This is a genomic window from Saccharicrinis aurantiacus, from assembly GCF_001660705.2.
In the GTDB taxonomy this organism is placed as follows: domain Bacteria; phylum Bacteroidota; class Bacteroidia; order Bacteroidales; family Marinilabiliaceae; genus Saccharicrinis; species Saccharicrinis aurantiacus.
On sequence record NZ_LYBV02000045.1, the window covers coordinates 19497 to 43649 of the forward strand.

Here is a 24153-nt window from a genome sequence, read left to right on the forward strand (position 1 = left end):
CAGGAATAGGTATAATGAAAAATAGGATTCTTTTAATAATTTCAATATTAGCTCTGATTGGATTCATGGCTTTTTATTTAGCAGATAACCTATGTAAGCTAGAGGATAAATGTCATAATTGCCCAAAAGTCTCGAGAGACAAAGCATTCTCCCGGCAAATGGGAACTTATATTACTGACTATAAGGGTTCCATTCCTAGATATGAATTGAAATATCACAATGAGACTGTAAAATTAAATGATGTGTGGATTGAAAAGCAATGGTATTTTGACTATGAATCATGTTTGTGTCCAAGGTTAAGACTTACAGAAGGATTTAACGTTATCATCGACTTTGAAAAATCAAATGAGGATTCATTTTTATTTAGCCTAACACCAATCATTAATGGAAAAATATATAAAACTAGTGGTGGAATCGAAAAAGAGAGGAAAACAATGAAATTTGATTTTTTCCCTGATGAAATTTATCTACAATTAAAAGAAAAGAATCCAAATAAAGAAATTGGTTGGAATGAGGGAATAGTAACAGATACATTAATAATTAAATTGAATAAATAACGTGTTACAACAAAAAAATAAAGGCCATAGTCTGTCAGCATAAATTTGGGTAGTTTAGCTCTTTAAATTAGCCATCCATGCTCCATTTACACAATCCTATTGGGGATTCACTCAAAACCAATGGGGAAAAGTCTATTTTGATGGGGATTCATTGAACTTTAGTGGGGATTTAGCCAAATTGGCAGGGAATTATTGAATTCGATTGGGGATTTAGCCAATTTGGCATGAGAAAATGCAATTTTATTGAGATACGATGCCGACTAAAAAAAAGTCATAGGCTGTGAGTATAGTCCAACTATTTTAGTTCGTTTATATCAAAGCGCCAATTAAAAGTTTACCTGGCCTAACGATGTATGCAATATCTCAGAATTTAACTTCGATGAATATATTAATTTGTATTCTATTCTCTTAAATACAATATCTCACCTTTAAATATTTTATAATTAGCCTAATTCAATTACTACTATTAGGTATAGTCAGGCTCATAAAACCCTACCATTGGGGATTTCATTCGAATAAAAATTAAATAGCACTAAATATTGGTTAGACTTCTTTGTTTTAGATTAGAGAAAAATAGGGTTTGTAAATTTAAAAGTAGTAGTTTGGCCTAATATTAGTTATATAATTTATTCTGAATATTAAAATTTCTTTGTATTCATTTTTATGAAAGCACTTACTATATATTTATATTTCTCATTATGTTTTGTTGCTGTATTTGGTGCTCAAGAAGAAAAATACAGATTTGATTATTTATCGGTTGAAGATGGCTTATCACAAAATGAAGTAACTTCAATAGCGCAGGACGAAGATGGTTTTATGTGGTTTGGAACACAAGGAGGCTTAAACCGTTACGATGCCTATAATTTTAAGCATTATAAACCAACCTTAAACGATACCAATAGTTTACCTAAGCCATCTGTAGAAACTTTACTTTTCGATCAAAAAAAAGGTCAATTAAATCTTGGACTAAAGTCAGGAGGCTTTGTACCTTATGATGTTAGGTTAAATGCATTTCAAAAAAGTAAATTAAATGAATTTTACGATTTAGATAGAATTTTGTCATTTTATAATGATTCGGATGATAATCTTTGGATAGGTACTTGGAGCAAAGGTGTTTTGTGTATTGGTAAAGATACTACCATTCAGTACAAATCGTTTATGCAGGTACGTTCAGTTGCAGAGACTCCTGATGGATCAATATGGCTAGCTACAGCAACAGGTTTGTATCGTAAACAAAATAACGAGAATACATTTAAAAAGATTTTAAAAGGAAGTATTACTTCCATAGCTATTGATGAGCAATCTGGGGTAATATGGCTTGTGGGTTGGTCAAAAGATCTGATTAAATTTGATTATACAACTTTAACACAGCAAAGTATTAAGCTTAAAGCTAAAACGCAACCCATTTTATATACGCTGCTACTTGATAAAAAAAATAAGCTTTGGGTAGGGACTTGGGGAGAAGGACTTTATGCTTTAAACAGAGAAACAAATCAATTAGAAACGATAAAGGACCTAATTGATGAAAATAAACGAATACGATCAGGGCATAAGGTAATACGTACTCTTTTTGAAGATAGGTTAGGCGATTTGTGGATAGGGACCCATGCAGGTATCATTAAAATATCAAAGGGAAATAACTTTCATTATTTAGATAATTTCCAGAGTAATAATGTAGTTAAACCTCATATAAATAATATGTTAGTTGATAAGTTAGGTCGGAGCTGGATCGGCACTAATGGTGACGGTCTGTATTTTTCACAGAATAATACTGCATTCGTAAAAGTAAAATATCAATCTAGTGGTAGAATACATGATGAGGTTATAAAGCAAGTAAGCGAAGATGCACAAGGTAATATATGGGTTAGTATTGAGGAAGGCTTATTTGTCGCCGAGGTTTCAGCATCAGGATCTGTTCACCTTAAACCTGCAAGTCAGTATTTTAACAGTCCGGATTTAGAGGACATAAGAAAGGTACAGGAACTCTTTTTTGATGGAAATGATTTATGGTTAGGAACACAACAAGAAGGAGTTTATTTATGTCAAAAAAAGGACGGTGTATATTCAGTTAAAGATCATATAATTACGAATTCTAATTATGTAGGTAACAATAGGGTTACTAATATTACCAAAGATGCTGATAATAGATTGTGGTTTGCTACGTATAAAGGACTTTATTCTTATAATCCACAAGAATCTAAATTGCAATCGCTAAAACAAATGGGGCTAAAAACATCACTAGTCTGCGATATTATTTTATGTTTAGAAATTGATAAGCAGGGTAATTTGTGGTTTGGGACACCCTGTAGTCTTAACCGTTTAAATCTTAACAATAAGAATTCATTAAGTCTTGATACATACACCGTAAAAGATGGACTGCCCGATGATTATGTAAGTAGTGTAATTGAAGATGATGAAGGGCAGATATGGCTATCTACAAATGCCGGTTTATCATCAATTAATATAGAGAATAAGCAAATACTAAACTTCGATAAAGCTGATGGTATTGGAAGTTCGAGTTATTCAGAAGATGCATGTTTTAAGGATGATAAGGGCATGTTGTATTTTGGTGGAACTTCATCATTAACCTACTTTATGCCTTCCGAAATTAAGGCAAATACTTATAATCCGCCCATTGTTTTTAGTGATTTTTCAGTGCTTAATAGTACCGTTGAGGTTGCTGCAAATGGTCTTTTAAAGCAAGATGTTAATTTGCAAAAGAATATAGAGTTAACGCACAAGGAAGTGTCCTTTTCTTTCACATTAGCCGCGTTAGATTATAATGCACCACATAAAAACTTATATGCCTATCGTTTATTAAATTCCGATGATAATTGGAGCTTAATAGGAAACAAAAGGGAGATCACGTTTAATAATATAAAACCAGGTAAATATACATTGCAAGTTAAAGGAACCAACAGTAATGGAATCTGGAGTGATCAAATACGAAGTATTCAAATCTCAGTACTTCCACCACCATGGAAAAGTGTGCAAGCAATTATACTATACTTGATTTTAGTACTATTCACCATTTTTGTGATTATACGAACGGTAATAAGGCAAGAGCACTTGAAGAATATTGTAGCAATGGAGAAGTTACAAAACAAGCAAGCCAAGCAAATAAATAATTATAAATTAAATGTATTTACCAATATATCTCACGAATTTAGAACTCCTTTAACACTTATTTTAGCTCCTATTTCCGAACTAATGAATAAAGATTTAGCATTATCGAAGCCCGATTTCTATAAAGATCGATTGGGTATGATAAACGATAATGCAAGGAAGTTGTATAATCTGGTAAATCAATTATTGGAGTTTCGAAAAGGTGAAGCTGGTAAACTTAAATTATCAGTTAGTAAAACTAATTTACGAGATTTTATTACGCAGTGTAGTTCCTCATTCTACCAATTGGCAAAAATAGATAATATTCAATTTAAGCTTTCTTATAAAGCAGAATCCGAAGAGGTGTATATTGATTCAGAAAGGATAGCGATGCTAATCTCAAATTTATTGTCAAATGCGTTTAAGCACGTCACTGAAAAAGGGAAAGTTTCTATTGTGGTTAGTGATACTGCAGAAGAATTTAAAATAGCGATTTCTAACGATGGAAAAACTATTTCGAAAAGCGAATTAAGTAATTTATTTGAACGTTTTTATCAGGCTGCAGGCAATAGCTCAGTGAGCAGTAGTGGTATTGGATTGCAATTGGTTAAAAGATATGCCGAAATGCACAAGGGCGCTATCTCTGTGAAAAGTAACGATGGCGAGCCTATTACTTTTACAGTAACACTTAAAAAAGGATATGCACACTTTTCAGCAGATGAGCTAACTAAAAGTAAAGAATCACAGGTGTTGAATTTGAATACCATAGTTGCACCAACTAAAAAAACGCTTAACAATGGAACAAAAGGATCCAGGGTTTTAGTTGTTGAAGATAACGATGAGGTTCGAAACTATTTGTGTGAGCTCATTGGAAAAAATTATAATATTATAGAGGCTTGTGAAGGTTACGATGGTTTAGAAAAAGCCAACACTTACATCCCTGATTTAATAGTTTCTGATGTAATGATGCCCCGCATGGATGGTTATGAGTTATGTGAAAAAGTTAAAACTTCAGAGGTATTATCTCATATTCCAGTAATCTTACTTACAGCTAAGGTAAGTGAATCGGAACAATTATTTGGAACTCAAAAAGGTGCAGATTTATACTTAAAAAAGCCCTTTGTTCCTGAGATTTTACTTGAGGATATCAAACAGTTAATTGCATCAAGAAATGTGCTCAAGAAAAAGTTCTCTAATAAAATAGTTATAGAAGCCTCGGAGCAGGAAATTACTTCCGAGGAGGCAGGATTCCTCAAGAAAAGTATAAAAATTGTTGAGGATAATATGGCAGAAGCTAACTTTTCTTCTGAAATATTAGCGCAAAAAATGGCAATGAGTAGTTCTACTTTTTATAGAAGAATAAAAAAAGCGACAGATCAAACACCAGCATCCTTTATAAAAACTATTCGAATTAAAAGAGCAGCTCAATTACTAAAGGATACTGATCTTACAGTTTCTGAAATTATTGATAGAGTAGGGTATTTAGATTCTCGTTCATTCAGGAAAAACTTTAAAGAGATCTACAATGATGGCCCTACTGAATTTAGAAATAAATAGAAGCTATTCTAATATGAGACTATTAGGAAAGAAAAGTATCAGCAATTAAAGTGGAAATATTATGTTATATATTTTTATGGCTTATTATTGAAGGTATATTTCTCATATTTGATATATCTTATAAAAGCCATAAAAAGGAATTTTTTCCATTTTATGGCTTTTGTTCTTGAGAGTATCCAGCAAGAATAATATGCCATTTTTGTTCGCATTTTTATTCATTTACCGAAGACTTCCTGAAGTGTAATAACTTACTGTTTATCCCTATTGAATTTCTGTGCACACACTAAATATGGTAGTGTTTTTATTTCTTCTTTTAAGACTTTTACGTATCTGTTTAAGGTCACTTCTCTAGCATTGATTCTTTTATTTTTCTAATTAGCTTATACCTTTAATTAGTTATTTTAAAAATAACTTGTGTTTTAATTAACTGATTGGTATAGAGTGTTTAATTGCTGCTGTGTGAATAAATAATGTATATGAAATGATTAATATATGCATCTGAATTTGGGGTGAATTGCACCATCATATGATCAAATAATGCATTAACGCATTGGTCATTTTACGTCATCTTGCAAGTATTAAAATTTGTTATCAGATGACAAAAAATGATTCGATAGTTAAGAGTATACGAAAAGCTAAAATAATGATGTATTCTATAATATGTCTACTAATTATTTTCCTCGCTATACTGTTGTATATGTTTGTTTATTAAGATAGGGTGTAATAGTGATGAAACAGAATAGTAAATCTACAAGTAAAAATAAACTACTCGAGATAGAACGATTAAGTGCATTGCAAAAGCTTAATCAATGGCACTCTCATGATGAGTATGAGTTGGTATATTATGTAAAGGGAGAAGGTGATTGTGTTATTGGCGATAATTTGGCAAAATTTAAGACTGGTGACTTAATTCTTGTGGGAGAATCTTTGCCACATTTATGGAAAGATAATGAGCTATCGCGTTATAACGAATTAGATATTGTTACAGTTAAGTTCGATACAAGTCATTCAGGTTTAAGTTTGTTATCTGCCAAAGAGTTTTTAGGTATAAAAGATTTGTTGTCAATATCTCGTCATGGTATTTTATTCAGTAACGAAACATCTGATCGTTTACACGATTTATTTATTAGCATTACTCAAGCCGACGAGACATTACAAATAATATTATTGTTGCAAATATTAAATACCCTAACAAAATGTAATAAAAAAAGCTTGTTAGCAGCTGATAGGTTTGCCATTCAAAAATCACGATCAGACGTTGACCGGTTAAATAAAGTGATAGAGTTTGTTAATGCGAACTATACAAAACCTTTGTCGCTCGATAATATTTCAGAGAGTGTTGCCATGAGCCCCAATTCTTTATGTCGTTTCTTTAAAACAAGAACCAATAGAACAATAATTCAATATATCAATGATTTCAGGGTAGGGAAAGCGTGCGAAATGCTTATTACCGGAGATTTATCAATATCTGAAATTTGTTTCGAAGTGGGATTCAATTCATTAACTAGTTTCAATAGGGTATTTAAGGAGATAAAAAAAGAAACCCCTCGAAGTTATAAACGAAAATATCAGGTTTTAAATACAAGATATAGAGTAGAAGCTTATTCAGCATAGTAATTAAAGCCTGCAACATCAAACTAGTTGATCAGGACGTAATTAGTGTAATTGTTAAAACGAATTATAAAAAATAATATTTATGAAATTGAAAAATGTAGTTATAGTTTTATTTATGATCTTCAGCATAAGCAATGGTGTAAACGCAAATAGCAGTAACCATAACTTAATTGTTGGAAAATTGAAAGGTCAAACAATTGATGGCAAATGGATGTGGACGATAACTCAAGAGGATGGTACTCTATTAAAGATAGATTGGAAAGCGATATCTGATTCGGGAAATAAAAACAGTATAAAAACGATGAAGAATAAAACCGTAGCTATTGATGGTACTAAGAAAGGAACAAAAATAGTACGTATTAAGTCTCTTGAAATATACAATCCGAGCAAAGTTATAGATAAACCCAAAGCCAAAGCTGAAGGTTTGTGTGGTGTTATAAAACAACGCTTTATTAATGGTAAAGCACAATGGACATTAGAAGCTCAGGACGGAAAGATCTATCAATTTAATTGGCAAGCACTAAAGAATGCCGGATTAAAAAGTAAAATCAAAAACTATTCAGGTAAAACAGTACAAGTTGAAGCTGGTGAAACCACTGAAGAGAAAGGAAACTTCTATATCACTAACTTCAAAACTTTATCAGAACTTTAATATTTGACAGATATTTTCTCATATTATTACCGTTACATGTCATTTAGTGCAGAATTAAAATCACTCTGTTTTGTCGGTCTGAGAAATGCGTGTTAAATCACAATATTAGAATTTTATGAATTACATATTTCAATCATATAAAAGGAGCTGCATCTGGCAGGTGTTATTTATTGTCTTAGTAGCTAATCTATCCATGGTATTGCATGCCGAAGAGAAAACAAGCAAGCCGAATGTTGTTTTTATAATGTGCGATGACCTTAACGATTTTCAAGGCGTATTTGGTGGTCATCCGCAAGCTAAAACACCTCATATAGATGGCATGGCTGCCAAAGGCGTTAGGTTTATGAATGCTCAATCAAATGTGCCAGTATGTCAACCATCTCGTAACAGTCTGTTTACAGGGGTATATCCACATGTTTCAGGCGATTTTGGTTGGACAAAAAGAACCAAACAAGCGGTTCTAAAAAATAATAAGGCCTTAATTGGATTGTTTAAGGAGAATGGCTATTATACGCTTGGATCTGGAAAACTATTGCACAGCAATGAACGCGGCCTTTGGAACGAATGGGGCATGAATGATAAGCATAATTATGGTCCATTTCCTTTTGATGGTGAAAAGTTAATGCCCCACCCCGATGTACCTGCGCCATTTAACTCAATTGGTGCTATCGATGGGTCATATGGTCGTTTATCAACTTGTAGTAAATGGACTTATGGTTGGGATAAAAAGCCATTTCGCTATAACAGTGAGGACGATAGGGATTTAATGCAAGATGAGTTACACACCAAGTGGGCGACTAAAAAAATTAAGGAATTAGAAGCTAAAGATACAGATCAACCCTTTTTTATGGGCGTAGGGTATGTAAATCCACATACACCTCTATATGCTCCAGATCGCTTTTTCGATCTATTTCCAATAGAATCATTAGTGTTAAACGATTATTTTGAGACTGATGCAGCAGATACTTATTTAAAAGATAATATTGATCCTAATAGTAAAGGATATAAGTATTACCGTATGCTTTTAGAGTCTTACGATGGGGATAGAGAAGTAGCATTAAAACATTTTTTACAAGCTTACTTAGCCTGTGTCGCATTTGTTGATGAGCAGATTGGTGAAGTATTGAATGCCATTGAGGAGAGTAAATTTAATGATAATACCATTGTTGTTTTAACAAGTGACCATGGTTGGCAAATGGGAGAAAAGGATTACTTATTTAAAAATTCTCCTTGGGAAAAAAGTACACGTATTCCCTTGGTAATAAAAGCGCCCGATGCACAACAAGGGGCGCAAATTGAACAACCTGTTTCATTGGTCGATATTTATCCAACTTTAGTTGATTACTGCGAGCTAAAAGGCGAAACAAAACTTAATAGCAATGGCGGAGAGTTAGGTGGCTATAGCATGGTGCCTTTGTTTGATACAGATGAGAATACAAAGTGGCAAGGGCCAAATGGAGCTTTAAGCATTGTAGGTAATGTTGGTGGTAAAACTAAAGCCAACGAACAGCATTACTCATACCGTACAAAAGATTGGCGCTATATTAGATATGCTGATGGGAAAGAGGAATTGTATTACCACGTAAACGATCCAAATGAGTGGAATAATTTAGCTGATTTACCAAAATATAAGACTACTAAAAAAGGCTTATATAAAGAGATGTCTGCCATAATAAATCCAAGGCCTAAAATAGAAGTAAAACACCGATCAGCAACAGATAAGCCAAACTTAATAGTTGTAATGACTGATGATTTAGGTTATGCCGATGTGGGTTTTAACGGGTGTAAGGATATCCCTACGCCAAATATAGATCGTATTGCAAACGAGGGGGTTAGTTTTACAAATGCATATACATCATATTCGGTTTGTGGCCCAAGCCGTGCTGGTTTTATGACGGGGCGTTATCAACAACGTTTTGGTTTTGAGCGCAACCCACAATATCGCCCTAACGACCCCAATATGGGATTGCCAAATGATGAGATGACAATTGCCGAATCTTTGGTACAAGTAGGATATAAATCTACTGTGATTGGTAAATGGCATTTGGGGGCTAATAAAGAGGCACACCATCCTCTTAACCGTGGATTTACTGAGTTTTATGGTCACTTAGGTGGAGGTCATCGCTTTTTTCCAGAGGAGTTAACTATAGAGGATAGTTACGCAATTAATGGTGAAACCGATAGCTATAGAACTTGGATTATGCGAGACCATGAGCCTGTAAAAACAGATAAATATCTTACAGATGAGTTCTCTGACGAAGCTATTTCTTTTGTTGAACGTAATGCTGATGAGCCATTTTTCATGTTCTTATCTTACAATGCTCCGCATTTACCATTGCAAGCAACTGATGAATGTTTACAACGTTTTAATCATATAAAAGACCCAGAGCGAAAAACTTATGCAGCCATGGTAAGTGCTGTTGACGATGGGGTAGGCCGTTTATTAGATACGCTTGAAGATTTAGATATCGACGAAAATACTGTGATCTGTTTCTTATCTGATAACGGAGGACCTGAACGTAAAAATGCTTCTGATAACGGACCACTTCGGGAGGGGAAGAGTTCAAATTACGAAGGTGGTTTTAGAGTGCCATTTGCATTAAAATGGGAAGGCCAAGTAGCGCCAACAGTTTATGATTTTCCAATTTCATCATTGGATATATTTGCTACCATAGCAGACTTGTCTAATTCTCCTGTTAATGCAGATAAACCTTTAGATGGTGTAAATTTAATTCCTTATGTACAAGGTAAAAATAAGAAAGCACCACATCAATCTATTTACCTAAGAAAGTTTGATCAGAAAAGATATGCTGTTAGAAATGGAGATTATAAATTAGTGGTAAATGGTGAGGTGAAAGAACTGTACAACCTAAGCAAAGATATTGGCGAAAAGAACAATTTAGCTTCTAAAATGCCTGAGAAAGTAAAGTCTTTAGATGCTATTCTGATGGAGTGGGCTGATGAATTAATAGATCCAAATTTTTTAGGGCTAATGCATACCGAACAATGGAAATATAAAGGGAAGAAAAAGTAAACAGATGTTTGCTATAATGCACAATCCACTAATCAATATAGTTTATAGTTGTAGTATTATATTACAACTATAAACAACATTATTGTAAGGGTTCTCTAAAATGTGATCTCGTTATGCACACACACAGTTTAATGGCGAATATAAAATAGACGAAAATGAAAAGGTTAATATTAGTTCACTTATTGGTATTTATTGCCATAAGTGCTTTTTCTGCACGAAAAGAAAATTGGAATAATGTAGAGGTATTACAGGTTAATAAGGAGAAACCACACACTACCATGATGGTTTATCAATCAGAACAATCAGCCTTAAGTTTTGATCAAAATCAATCAGCCTATTATAAAAATATAAATGGGCAATGGAAGTTTAATTGGTCAAAGAATCCAGCTACGCGTCCTCAGGATTTTTATAAAACAAATTTCGATGATTCTAACTGGGGCACAATTCCTGTTCCTTCAAACTGGGAATTAGAAGGTCATGGAATGCCTGTTTATTTCAATGATAGTTATCCATTTGAGAAAGACGAATTAGAAGCGCCAAAAGATTGGAATCCGGTTGGTTCGTATCGTCATAATTTTACGGTACCTACCAATTGGGATGGCCGTAAAGTATATATTAATTTCGATGGTGTTCAATCCGCTTTTTATGTTTGGGTTAATGGCAAAAAAGTGGGTTATAGTCAAGGTAGTCGCACGCCAGGAGAATTTGATATCACGGAATATTTAAAAGAAGGGGATAACCAATTAGCAGTAGAGGTATACCGATGGAGCGATGCATCTTACCTCGAAGATCAAGATTTTTGGCGCTTAAGTGGCATATTTAGAGATGTTTACTTATGGTCTACACCAAAAACACATCTGCGTGACTTTAAAATTACGTCTTCATTAGACGAAACCCTTAAGGATGGAATATTTAATATTGAAGGAGAAATAAGTGGACAAACTAAAGATGCTGTTTCGCTTAGTTTTGAATTAAAAGATAATGAAGGTGCTGTAGTTTTATCAGGTGAAAAGGTTGTGACTGGTAATGATTTTAAGATGGATGAGTATTCGCTGAAAGATGTGAATACTTGGAATGCCGAATCACCCAATTTATACAATTTAATTATCACGCTTAAAAATGCCAATCAACAAGTTTTGGAATTAATACCTCAGAAGGTTGGTTTCCGTAAGGTTGATATTAAAGATGGCAAATTGTTAGTTAATGGTGTTCAGGTTTTATTCAAAGGTGTTAATCGCCACGAGCATCATCCAGAAACAGGGCATTACGTAACGCGTGAAGATATGATTAGGGATATCAAATTAATGAAGCAAAATAACATTAATGCAGTGCGTACTAGCCACTATCCCAATGTTCCAGAGTGGTATCAATTGTGCGATGAATATGGCCTTTATTTAATTGATGAAGGTAATATTGAAACGCATGGATTTGGTGTTAAAGCTGATAATAGATTATCAAATGATCCTAATTGGCAACAAGCTCATTTAGATCGTGTTCAGCGCATGGTGTATCGCGATCGTAACCATGCTTCAATTGTAATATGGTCCTTTGGTAATGAGAGTGGCGATGGTCCTAACGTAGCGCATGCTTATAAGTGGGTGCAAAAAATAGATCCATCCCGACCATTTCATTACGAGAGCACAACCCACGAAGAATGTCACAATACAGCCGATGTATATTCACGTATGTATGCCACACCAAAAGAGTGTGCAGAAATTATTAAAGATCATGCTGATATGCCATTTATTCTATGCGAGTATACACATGCAATGGGTAATAGTAATGGAAATTTGAAGGAATATTGGGATCAGATTTATGCTGATAATAACTTTCAAGGTGCATTTGTATGGGATTGGATGGATCAGGGCTTAAAGCAAGCTGTACCTAATAATTACAAAGCGAGTGCTCAAAACGATTTTTTCTACGCTTATGGTGGATGGTGGGAGACTCCAGCAGGAGTTTATCATGATGAAACGTTTTGTATGAATGGCCTTTTGGCTTCTGATTGGACACCACATCCGGGATTAAATGCTATAAAATACCACTATAGAAACCTACATGTAGAGCAGCTTAATGCAGAAAATAGTACCTACAAATTTACCAATTGGTACGACTTTACAAATGCGCAAGATATGCTTACTGCGCATTGGGAGTTGGTTGAAAACGGGGCCATAATAAAAACAGGAACCATTCAAGATTTGGATATTCCGGCACGAAGTAGCAAAGAGTTTACTCTTGATATTGTAAATTTTGAACCGAAGGCAGGAGCAGAATATTTTGTAAACTTTAAGTTTAAAACTAAGGATGCGTCTTTCTATGCACCTGCAGGACATTTATTGGCCTGGGATCAATTTAAATTACCCCAAAGTCAGTTGGTTAGTTTAACTGATGTAAAGGTGAAGGCTAAACCCGAGATGCGTGTTAATGGACGTAAAGTATTTGTTTGGGGTAATGAGTTTTCTATTGTATTCGATAAACTAACAGGTCGTTTAGAGAAATATTATATCGGCAATGAGCAGGTAATTAAGCAAGGTGCTCAGCCTGATTTTTGGCGTGCCTTAACAGATAATGATAAAGGCGGAATTAAAGGAGCTACCAAGCGAGTACCAAAATTATATACGTGGGAAAATGCGGCTACTTGGATTATTAAGAGTTTTGAGATAAAGGAAGTTGCCAATACGCTTGTTATTGAGGCTAAGGGACAGTTACCTGTAATAGGTGCAGATTATACACAAACGTATACTGTTTACGGCAATGGCGAAGTTGATGTAAATTGTAATTATTCCTCAAGTCGCGAAGACTTACCAATGATGATACGTCAAGGAACAGAGTTGGTAATTGCTGCCGGGTATGAGAATATAAAATGGTACGGAAAAGAAGGTCCAAGCTACAATGATAGAGCTGACGAATTGGTAGGAATTAATAAATCTACAGTAGATAAAATGTGGGTAGAGTATTCAAGTCCGCAAGAGAATGGTTATCGCTCAAACACACGTTGGTTTACAATGACTAATAGCTGTGGTAAAGGTCTTAAATTTACAGGAGACCCGCTTATTGGTTTTGGTGTAAGTCATTATTCAAAAGAAGAAATGCATCGTTCAGAATATTCGTTTGAAATGACAAAACACGCTGAAATATTTTTAAACGTAGACCATAAGCAAATGGGAATTGGAGGTACAACAAGTTGGTTGAATGATGCTTTTCCGCTTAAGGATTACCGTTTGAAAAACGAAGACTACGAGTATACTTATCGTATTTCTCCTATTCAATAAAATATAGAATTTAGTAATCATAGAAGTTGTTAAAGTTGGAATTGGATTTTTATAAATGACCACATTACAGCTTTCAGCAGTATCACTTAAAAACTATTATAATGCAAATTTTAAAAGGATTTCTATGTGTAATGATGGCAGGTTTATTTGCTTGTCATCCATCACAAAAAAAGGAAGAAAGCACTTCTACAAAACCAAATGTAGTAGTGATTTATCTAGATGACTTAGGTTACGGTGATTTAAGTTCTTACGGGGCAACAGAGTTATCTACGCCTAATATAGATGCTTTAGCAAAAGGAGGAGTGAAATTCACGAATGCTTATGCATCATCAGCCACTTGTACTCCTAGCAGATACGCTTTATTAACAGGAGTGTATCCTTGGAAAAATAAGAATGCAAAAATTTTACCAGGTACTGCACCATTAATTATAGACACGGCTCAGGTTACTTTGCCAAAAATGCTTCGTTCGCAAGGTTATCAAACGGCCTTAGTTGGAAAGTGGCATCTTGGTTTAGGCACAGGTTATGTTGATTGGAACGAGCCTATTTCAGTTGGACCAAACCAGGTTGGGTTTGATTATGCATATTATATGGCAGCAACACAAGATCGTGTGCCAACAGTTTACCTAGAGAATGGAGTTGTTGAAGGCTTAGATAAAAATGACCCTATTGAAGTGGATTATAAGAGTAACTTCAATAATCAACCAACAGGAAAAAACAACCCGGAATTATGTGATATGAAATGGCATCATGGCCATAATGCTACTATTGTGAATGGCATTCCTCGTATTGGTTTTATGAAGGGTGGTGAAGCAGCAAAGTGGAAAGATGAGGATATGGCAGATCATTTTTTAGCAAAAGCACAAAGCTATGTTAAGGCACATAAAGAAGCGCCATTCTTCTTGTATTATGCTATGCAACAACCGCATGTGCCGCGTACACCGCACCCTCGTTTCAAAGGAAAATCAGGTATGGGGCCACGTGGCGATGTAATTCTAGAAGCCGATTGGTGTATTGGTCAGTTTATAAAAACACTCGAAGAAGAAGGTATTCTTGATAATACATTAATCGTATTTTCAAGTGATAATGGGCCTGTATTAAACGATGGTTATTATGATGATGCTGTTGAGAAATTAGGAAAGCACAAACCAGCAGGAAAGCTTCGTGGTGGTAAGTATAGTTTGTTTGAAGCAGGTACTCGTGTACCATTTATTACCTATTGGAAAGACAATATTAAGCCAGGTGTTTCTGACGCTTTAGTTTGTCAGATGGATTTATTCGCTTCCTTGGCTACATTATTAGGAACTGAAGAATTAAGTACTGATAGTGAAGATATATTACCTGCCTTATTAGGCGAAAGTAAAACGGGAAGAAAGTCTTTAATTATTGAAGCAACAACTCGCACAGCGCTTCGAAAAGGTGACTGGTTAATGATTCCTCCGTACGATGGAGTAACGGTAAACGAAGAAGTAAATATTGAGCTAGGTAATAGCAAGAGTTACCAACTATATAACCTTAAACATGATATTGGGCAAGAACATAATTTAGCTGATTCTGAAAAAGAAGTTTTGGCTGATATGGTAGAGGAGTTTAAAGGTATTAGAGGTGCAGATTACTCTAAAACACAAAAGTTAGAGTTGCAATAAAGAGAAAGCGTTTTTAGTAGATTGAGTAGAAGAGGATGGTCAAATTTTGGCCATCCTTTTTTTGATCTAAATGCCGTGATTACAATTGTCTTGTTTGCTATTTATGCAAGGTCTATATACTTAATGTCCTGGTGTTCTGTAGTCTATTTATATTCCCAAATACTTGGGGTAAGATATGGTCAGTATTGGGTAGGAAATGGGGAGTTTAAGGAATTTACACAAATTATATTTGTTGTTAAGAATTTGTCATACTTCAATGATATACAGAATGTGTTGGTTGTTGGAAAGACATATAAACTATTACATAAAACAATAGATAAAAGTTGTTTTAGTAACAATAAAATTTCATCAGATAATGAAACAAATTAAATATTTATTGGTATTCGGAGTCTTAATATTTACCATGCCGTTAAGAGCTATTGAATATTACGTGAATTCAAATATTGGAAAGGATACTAATGATGGATTATCAGAGGAGAGTCCATTTAAGAGTCTTAAACAAGTTAATGAGTTAGGGCTTAGTGCTGGCGATAAAGTATTATTGGCAAATGGCTTTGAGTATAAGGGCTATATCGAAATAGAAAATAAAAGTGGTAAAAGCAAACGACCTATAATAATTGGTAATTATGGAGCTAAAGCGGATGCCTTACCATTGATAAACGCACAAGGGTATAGAAACGGAATTTTACTTACAAATTGTAATAATATTACTATACAAAATATTGCTATTACTGCAAATGGCGGAGGCGTTTTTGGAACAAAAAAGCCAAAGAATGATATGCGCTGTGGTGTGTTGGTTCGTACCACTAAAACTGGAGATTATAAAGGTATAGTTCTATCTAATTTAGATATTAAAGATGTTTTTTATGCTGAACAAGGGCTTACTCGAAGCTTCAAAGAAACGCATTCACCTAACGGAACTCAGGCCTATGGATGGGGGATACGCTTTATAAACCGAATTAAAGGGGCTACAATGCAGGATCTTAAAGTGCATTCTTGTAGTATTAGTAATGTAGCGCATACAGGCCTCAAGTTCACAGGGGTAAAGCAATCTATGAGTAATGTAGAGGTGCTTAATAATAGTATTTCACACACAGGGGGGCCGGGCATGCAAATGAGCGGTGTTGTAAATGCTTATGTAAGTAAAAACAAGGTTAACTTCTCGGGTAGTACAAGCGACTCACGAAAGTGGGGGCGTGGAAGTGGTTTTTGGACTTGGAGTTGCTCAAAAATGATTATAGAGCATAATTCATTTCGTAATGCCAACGGACCTGGAGATTCTGCAGGTTGCCATATCGATTACAACTGTAATGATATTATAGTTCAATACAATTTGAGCGAAAATAACGCTGGTGGTTTCTGTGAGATATTAGGTAATAATTACAATTGCGCATACCGTTATAATATTAGTATTAATGATGGTCATCGAGTAAAAAAGAAGGGTGTGGCCTTTCAGGAAGGAAAAATATTTTGGTTGAGTGGTTATAATGGAGAGGGTAAACCACACAAGGGACCGTATAATAGTTATTTCTACAATAACACTATTTATGTGCGCAAAGATATTGAAGCAAAGCTTGCTATAACACGTTCTGCAGAAGGTGTATTAATCGCAAATAATATATTCTATATAGAAGGTGAATCTAAGCTAGTACTAGGTGACCAATATAAGCCAGAAGAAGCAGGAGAATCGCTTATAGACAATGTGATGTTTAAAAATAATCTTTTTCTAAATGAATCTAATTGGCCCAATAATGCACCTATCCAAGATGAATGCCCAACGTTTGGAGATCCTGAATTCAATAATGTAAGTGGAAAAAACGCTATCGACTTTAAGCCCCAACAAATAGAGTTAATTAAAGATAAAGGGATTCAAATAAATCCTTTGCCAGGTGATAAAAAAGGCCTCTTCAAAGGCACAAGACTAAAGCACGATATTTTAGGTAATACCATAAAAGGTTTGCCTGATATGGGAGCTATTGAATTGAAATAGTAGTTAAGTATAAAGGTTTTAATTAATATAGTTATGTTTAGAAGTAGAAAAATAGTAATGACACTTTTTGCCGCCATACTCATTGTGTGTGCTTGTGAAAAAAGCTCATTTATGGCCAACTCAGACCCTAATTCTCATTTTGCACCAACCAATCTCAGTTATTCTAATATTTTAAATGCTCGCGAGTTTGATGAAATAAAAAGTAACGTTCCCACTATAAATAGTGGTGGTATCCCTTGTTTTTATAAGGTGCTTAGTGTGAGAGATACAATCGCACAGCTTGATGATTCGTATTTAGATTGTGTATCTATTGCAAGTGCTTATTTTGATACGATTTATTCAGAAGGGATCGATGAAAATGGAGATTCAGTTTTCTTTGAAACACCAATTATTAAACCAAATAATTGTGGTCAAATCACCATTACAGAAAATGATAAATATGCTCAAGGCGATTATTATTTTACAATTGAGGCTACCTCGCATAAGAATGGCGATTCACTTAAAACGGTATTTGATGATGCCTTTTATTTAAATGTAGTTCCTGAACTACCCACCAAAATATTGTATTCTCCATTCAGTCAGAATTTAGTGGTTGGTGAAGATATGAGTACAACAGAAGCCTATGTTCCAATGAATGATCCAGATGTAACATTTGTGCTAACAAATCATGAAGATAAGTTAATAGTAGACTCAAGTACAGGTGCTTTCTCTCTAAATCCATCATACACTGTTACGGAGCCTGAGACTGTGCGTCCATCATTAAAACTGATTATTAACGCAAGTCAAGAAGAAGTGAGTTTTGAATCAGGGTTTTTAGATATTGTTATTTCAAATACGCCAATTGATTTGCCTGGGAGAGAGACCTTTTTCTTTTATCCTAATTTACTGTACGGGAATAATACACAGTTCGGTTACCTTAAATATACATTTAATCAGGAGCCTTTACCAAATAATAAAATATGGAATAATACGAACACTCTTCCACCATTAGCTTTAGAAGAGAGACCGGATACCATTACGGATAATAAATCAATTTTAATGGATAATCTTGCTTGGGGCGGAGGAGCTAATAGCTACCCTGTAGATTCTTGGGTGGTAATGAATGCACAAGATATCAGTCAATATTCATATGGTTATGATGTGCGGGCTGTATATCACTATAAACAAGCTGAAGTAAGATACTTGCCTAGTGGGGCCACTCCTTCTGATTTAGAAGTGTATATAACCAATTCATTTACAGGTGATGTTGCAACAACCGAGTGGACACAAGTAAATGAAATACTCAAATGTAAAATCACAGATCAGGAAGAAGAGTTTATTGGTACTCCTTATCCAGGTGATAACGAGGGGCCAGATCCTGATGGTAAAAAAGACCTTACAAGGGTAGCACATTACAAATGGGTAAGATGCGAATTAGATTTATCACCTTATAAAGATTGGACACAATTTACATTGGCCTTTAGGTATGCTCCATATCACAAGCAAGCCTTAAACTATAAAAATGGCGTTGGTAGTAGGTTCGGGAATTACTGGATCTCAGATGTAAATTATAAAGCAACAGAAACAGAAATGGATTAATGAAGCCTAAATACATTGTAGTGGTAGATATTTCTGGTACTACAATGTTTGGATATAAAGCAAATTAACCAAAATAAAAATATTTAAGATGAACAAAAGTCTAGTATACATTTATTTAATGCTATTGGTTCCTCATATTGTATTTGCACAAAAAACGGTCACAGGTAAAGTTGTAGATGAGAATATGTTAGGGTTACCAGGTGTATCAATTATTATAAAAGAAACGGGTACAGGAACTATTACCGATTTTGAAGGTAATTTTACAACGAGTAATATAAAGCCAGAAGATGTTTTAGTTTTTTCTTTTATTGGGTTTGATAGTCAAGAAGTTTTAGTTGGCGATCAAGATCATTTCGATATTCAATTAAAACCCTCTGATTATACACTCGATCAGGTTGTTGTGGTAGGATATGGAACGGCCCGTAAGAGTGACTTAACAGGAGCTGTTGCCTCTGTTTCAAATAAAGAAATCAATATTGCACCAACAGCCAATTTTGATGAGGCACTTACCGGTCGTATAGCCGGTGTTACTATTACCGGAAGTGAAGGTACGCCGGGAGCTCCGGCAAATATAACTATTCGTGGAGGTAATTCAATAACAGGAAGTAACGAACCGCTTTATGTGGTTGATGGAATACCAATGGAATCATTTGATCCATCCACCGTTAATTCAAAAGATATTAAAAGCTTTGATGTATTAAAAGATGCTTCGGCCACCGCTATTTATGGTTCAAGAGGAGCAAATGGTGTAATTGTAATTACCACAAAAGGAGGTAGAGAAGATGGTCTTACAGAAGTAACATTTGGTGCTTCATATGGAGTGCAGACCATACCAACACGACTAGAGGTAATGAGCCCGTACGAATATGTGAAGGTGCTTGAGATGCAATCAAGTGGTAAAAATGATTGGCAGGGTGCTGATGATAAGTTTTATAACACATGGGTAGATCCTGAGCTATATAGAGATGCTGAAGGTGACGATTGGCAAAATCAGATATTTCAAGCCGCACCTATGCAAATCTACGATATCTCTATAAGTGGAGGTAATGACAAAACAAACATTTATTATTCAGGTAACTATACAAAGCAGGATGGAACCTTAATAACCACAGGTTTTCAAAAGCTAGTAAATAATTTACGTGTTAAGCATACTATTAACGATCATGTAACTTTAAATACAGCGCTTCTTTATTCTAATTCCGTTAGAACAGGTCCATCCATGCGTGAAAATACCTATTCAAGCGTTATTAGGGATGCTGTTAGGTTTAGACCAGTAGGTCCTGTTATTTCAGATGGATTAGGAGAAGGTGGTTTTGATCCTGATGATCCATCAATGAATGTAATGTATCCGCCTGTACCAAACCTGGAGAATACTGATTCTGAAACAGTACAAGATGTTGTTAGAGGAAACATGGCTTTAAACATAAAGCTGGCAGATGGTTTAACGGCCCGTTTATCGGGTAACTATCAAATGCGATTTGGTAAATCCACTTATTTTGCTGGAGAGGATACTCGATCGGGTTTATTTGGTACCGATGGAGTCTATGGTCAAATAGAACAGCAAAGAAATCAAAACTTATCAACATCTAATATTGTCACATATAAGAAGAAAAAGAATAGACATAAGTATTCTGTTATGGGAGGTTTTGAGGCTTCTCAGAATCAAACTACCTATAGCTATTTAAAGAATTCGAAGTTACCAATGGACGATTTTGGTATTGATAAAATTGATATTGGTACGGTAGCTAACTTAGCAACCACATCATGGACTGCAAACTCATTAATGTCGTATTTTTCTAGAGCAACTTATTCTTATTCAGAAAAATATTTGTTTACGGCTAACATAAGAGCCGATGGAAGTTCTAAATTCCCAGACGGTAATAAATGGGGTTATTTCCCATCTTTTTCCGGAGCTTGGAAGATTGGTCAAGAGGACTTTTTAGAAGATGCAGAATTTGTGTCGTCATTAAAAATTAGAGGAGGATGGGGTTTGTCTGGTAACAACCATATTGGAAACTTCTCGGCGCATAATATTGTAAATATTAGTAAATGGAATGCTTATGCATGGGGGCAAGGTGAAGATTTTAGCTCAGGAGCAATACATACAGGACTTGCAGTACCTGATTTAACATGGGAAACTACAGCCCAAAGTAATGTTGGTATAGATTATTCTTTATTTCAATATAGAGTACAGGGTACTGTTGATTTTTATAAAAAGAATACTACAGATCTTCTTTTGGGTGCCGATATGGCTTTGAGTACAGGTTTTGATAGGGTTACGCAAAATGTTGGAGAAATTCAGAATCAAGGTCTCGAATTTTCACTTAACACCATTAATATCGATAAAAACTCATTTAGGTGGAATACCTCTTTTAATATAGCATTTAACGAGAATAAAGTGATCTCATTAAATGATGGGCAAAATGAAATTTATTCTTCATCAGGTTACAATGTTATGGTAAAAGGCGAAAATGATTACATAACCAGAGTTGGTCAGCCTGTAGGAATGATGTATGGTCTTGAAACGGATGGCTTATATCAGGTTGAGGATTTTAATTGGGATAATAATACCCAAACATATGTACTTAAAGATGGTATGGCTGATAATGGAGGAACTGTTGCTCCGGGGAGTATAAAGTACATTGATCAAAATGGTGATGGTACAATTGATGAGAATGATAGGGTAATAATAGGAAACCCACACCCGAAACATTTTGGTGGTATCTCCAACGATTTTAAGTACAAAGCCTTTGATCTTAGTATCTTATTTCAATGGTCATATGGTGCCGATATTTTAAATGCCAACCGAGTAACAATGTCTAGTCCATCACCTAGTGCTAGCTTCAATGGATTGTCACAAACATCAGATATGTGGACGCCGTGGAATCCGGATACCGATGTAAATACAAGCTACTATGCAGGAGTTATTGGTAACTCTAGTGTGGGTAATAGGACTGACGATAGATTCATTGAGGATGGCTCGTACCTAAGATTAAAAACAGTTGCAATTGGGTACACCTTACCAAAACATTTAGTTGAAAGATTAAGGATGAGTAAATGTAGGGTTTATCTATCAGGCCAAAACCTTTATACTTGGACAAATTATACAGGCTACGATCCTGAAGTTAGTATTTATAATAGTGCCCTAACCCCTAATGTTGATTACTCTGCTTACCCACGAAGTTTAACCATAATGGGTGGTATTGATATTACATTTTAAGTAATTGGTTTTGAATGTTATTAAATATTATAAGATGATTAAAAAATATATAAAAATATGCTTACTATCACTAGCGTTAGTAAGCATGAGTTCCTGCAATGATTTTATTGATTTGGATCCGCAATCAGAGTGGAAATTAGAAGATTTTTACGAAACCTCTAGTCAAATAGAGGTTGCATTTGCAGGTATGTATGGGAATTTAAGAGGAAGTAATCTATTTGGAAGTGGTCTCTCCATGGAGATGGCTTATGGTACCGATGAAGGATCCTATAATAGAGCTTACGATGAGTTATGGCGTGTTTCTTTAAATTTGCACAATAGTATGGATAACGATATTGCGGGTGCTTGGAAATCTCTTTATACAATCATCCATAATGCAAATAATATGATTACTTATACTGATCCTGTTAATTTTGAGGATGAGGAGTATAAAAATATAATAGGCGAAGCTCGGTTTTTAAGAGCATTTTGTCATATGACTTTAACTTATTGGTGGAACGAGATACCTCTTAGAGATAAACCAACTACTGATCAAAGTTCAAATGATATAGAAGTATCTAGCCTAGAAGATATTTATGATTTTATTATTGCTGATTTTGAATATGCATGTAGTAACTTACCACATGTTACAAGCGAAAATTATCTTGCTGGTCGAGCACACCAAATGGCTGCACACGGAATGTTAGCTCGTTTGTATCTAAAAATGGCTGGTTATCCTCATAAAAATACTGAGGGTTTTGCTAAAGCTTTAGCGCACTGTGATACAATAATGATGGAAGATGGTTATCATCAATTAAGAACGAGTGCTGATAGTTTAGGATATGAAAATTTATTTCGTAATATGATTGGCGGTGACCAGTATGATTTAGAAGAGAATATGTTCGAGATTACATTTACTAATAACCTAGATATAGGTATGGGTACAATGGGTAGCAATGGAGTTAATAACGGATTATTGTTCGGAGAGATGGATGGAGTGAATCATCCTACAACAAGACAGTTTTTTGTGCAAGCCTCGCCATTGTTCAATATCCTTCACCTTGAGGAGGATAAACGTAAATTATGGAATGTTCCTGCCATGAGTCGCCTTGAAACGGGTAATAACGTAAGGGTAAAAGGACCATTATCTTGGGCTTATGCTCCTGGTAAATTTAGAAGGTGGGAACCTGCTGATTATGCAGACCTAGATATTTGGAAAGCAGATCAACCTTATGTCTTATTAACAAATGAAACTAATATTAGTATAAACCAGTCGCCTATTAACTTCCCTATATTAAGGTATGCCGATATCTTGTTAATGTATGCTGAAGCGGCCAATGAGGTAAATGGAGGTCCTACAGGTGAAGCCATTGCTGCTTTAAATCAAGTACGACAAAGAGCAGGTCTAGAAATAATAGAGCTTGGTGAGCCAGAGGCCCTTGGAGGTAAAGATGCATTTTTTAATGAATTGGTAGATGAGCGCTTCAGAGAGTTTGCTTTTGAAGGAATTAGAAAGCACGATTTGATAAGATGGGAGCTTTATGAAGAGAAGTTACAGACCTATGCTAGCGCAATTGAAGGAGAACCAGATTATGATGAATTTAATCATGCTCATTATCTAAGAAGCGTTCGTAATTTCGATATAAATAAGCATTTATCATTACCTTATCCATTTCAAGAGGTAACCATTAATAAGTTGTTAGATCAGAAACCCGAATGGAATTAATATATAGTTTGCGATTCTACTACAAACCACAGATGCTGCAATTCAGAGCATATATAGCAGCATTTTAAGTGGAGTTGCCGAGCGAAATACCCTTTAATAATTAATATATTATATAACCCGCAATACATTTTCATGCATATTGCGGGTTTATATTTTGATAAAAAAAATCGCATCTAAAATAGATCACCTTTTTCACTAACCATTCTTATCAGAAGTGTGCCAT

11 protein-coding genes are annotated in these 24153 nt (G+C 34.9%); all 11 read left to right on the forward strand.

The window, feature by feature from the left end:
• Positions 1 to 14: 14 nt before the first annotated feature.
• The 11 genes from A8B35_RS21265 to A8B35_RS21325 all read left to right on the forward strand — a co-directional run bounded on the left by A8B35_RS21265 (position 15) and on the right by A8B35_RS21325 (position 23930).
• A complete protein-coding gene (locus A8B35_RS21265; protein WP_075603978.1) occupies positions 15 to 557 on the forward strand; it encodes a hypothetical protein in 543 nt (180 codons plus the stop codon).
• Positions 558 to 1220: 663 nt separating this feature from the next.
• Positions 1221 to 5219: a hybrid sensor histidine kinase/response regulator gene (locus tag A8B35_RS21270; protein ID WP_075603979.1), complete on the forward strand. Its 3999-nt coding sequence runs from the start codon at positions 1221 to 1223 to the stop codon at positions 5217 to 5219.
• 729 nt (positions 5220 to 5948) lie between these two features.
• A complete protein-coding gene (locus A8B35_RS21275; protein ID WP_075603980.1) occupies positions 5949 to 6833 on the forward strand; it encodes an AraC family transcriptional regulator in 885 nt (294 codons plus the stop codon).
• A gap of 82 nt (positions 6834 to 6915) precedes the next feature.
• The gene (locus tag A8B35_RS21280; protein ID WP_075603981.1) at positions 6916 to 7485 is read left to right on the forward strand and encodes a hypothetical protein; all 570 of its coding nucleotides are present in this window, start codon (positions 6916 to 6918) and stop codon (positions 7483 to 7485) included.
• 115 nt (positions 7486 to 7600) lie between these two features.
• On the forward strand, positions 7601 to 10519 hold the full coding sequence (locus A8B35_RS23100; protein ID WP_083634643.1) for a sulfatase-like hydrolase/transferase: 2919 nt from the start codon (positions 7601 to 7603) through the stop codon (positions 10517 to 10519).
• 155 nt (positions 10520 to 10674) lie between these two features.
• Complete coding sequence (locus tag A8B35_RS21295) at positions 10675 to 13791, forward strand: glycoside hydrolase family 2 (protein ID WP_075603982.1); 3117 nt, start codon at positions 10675 to 10677, stop codon at positions 13789 to 13791.
• A 101-nt stretch (positions 13792 to 13892) separates the two neighbouring features.
• A complete protein-coding gene (locus tag A8B35_RS21300) occupies positions 13893 to 15437 on the forward strand; it encodes a sulfatase family protein (protein ID WP_075603983.1) in 1545 nt (514 codons plus the stop codon).
• A 355-nt stretch (positions 15438 to 15792) separates the two neighbouring features.
• Positions 15793 to 17427 (forward strand): right-handed parallel beta-helix repeat-containing protein, encoded by a 1635-nt coding sequence (locus tag A8B35_RS21310; protein WP_075603985.1) that lies wholly within the window; start codon positions 15793 to 15795, stop codon positions 17425 to 17427.
• 33 nt (positions 17428 to 17460) lie between these two features.
• Entirely contained in the window at positions 17461 to 19005 is a 1545-nt protein-coding gene (locus A8B35_RS21315; protein ID WP_139314972.1) for a hypothetical protein, read from the forward strand.
• An 88-nt stretch (positions 19006 to 19093) separates the two neighbouring features.
• Positions 19094 to 22225 carry a SusC/RagA family TonB-linked outer membrane protein gene (locus A8B35_RS21320; protein ID WP_075603987.1) on the forward strand — a complete coding sequence of 1044 codons (3132 nt, stop codon included), beginning with the start codon at positions 19094 to 19096 and terminating at the stop codon, positions 22223 to 22225.
• A 34-nt stretch (positions 22226 to 22259) separates the two neighbouring features.
• Positions 22260 to 23930 carry a RagB/SusD family nutrient uptake outer membrane protein gene (locus A8B35_RS21325; protein WP_083634646.1) on the forward strand — a complete coding sequence of 557 codons (1671 nt, stop codon included), beginning with the start codon at positions 22260 to 22262 and terminating at the stop codon, positions 23928 to 23930.
• Positions 23931 to 24153 lie beyond the last annotated feature (223 nt).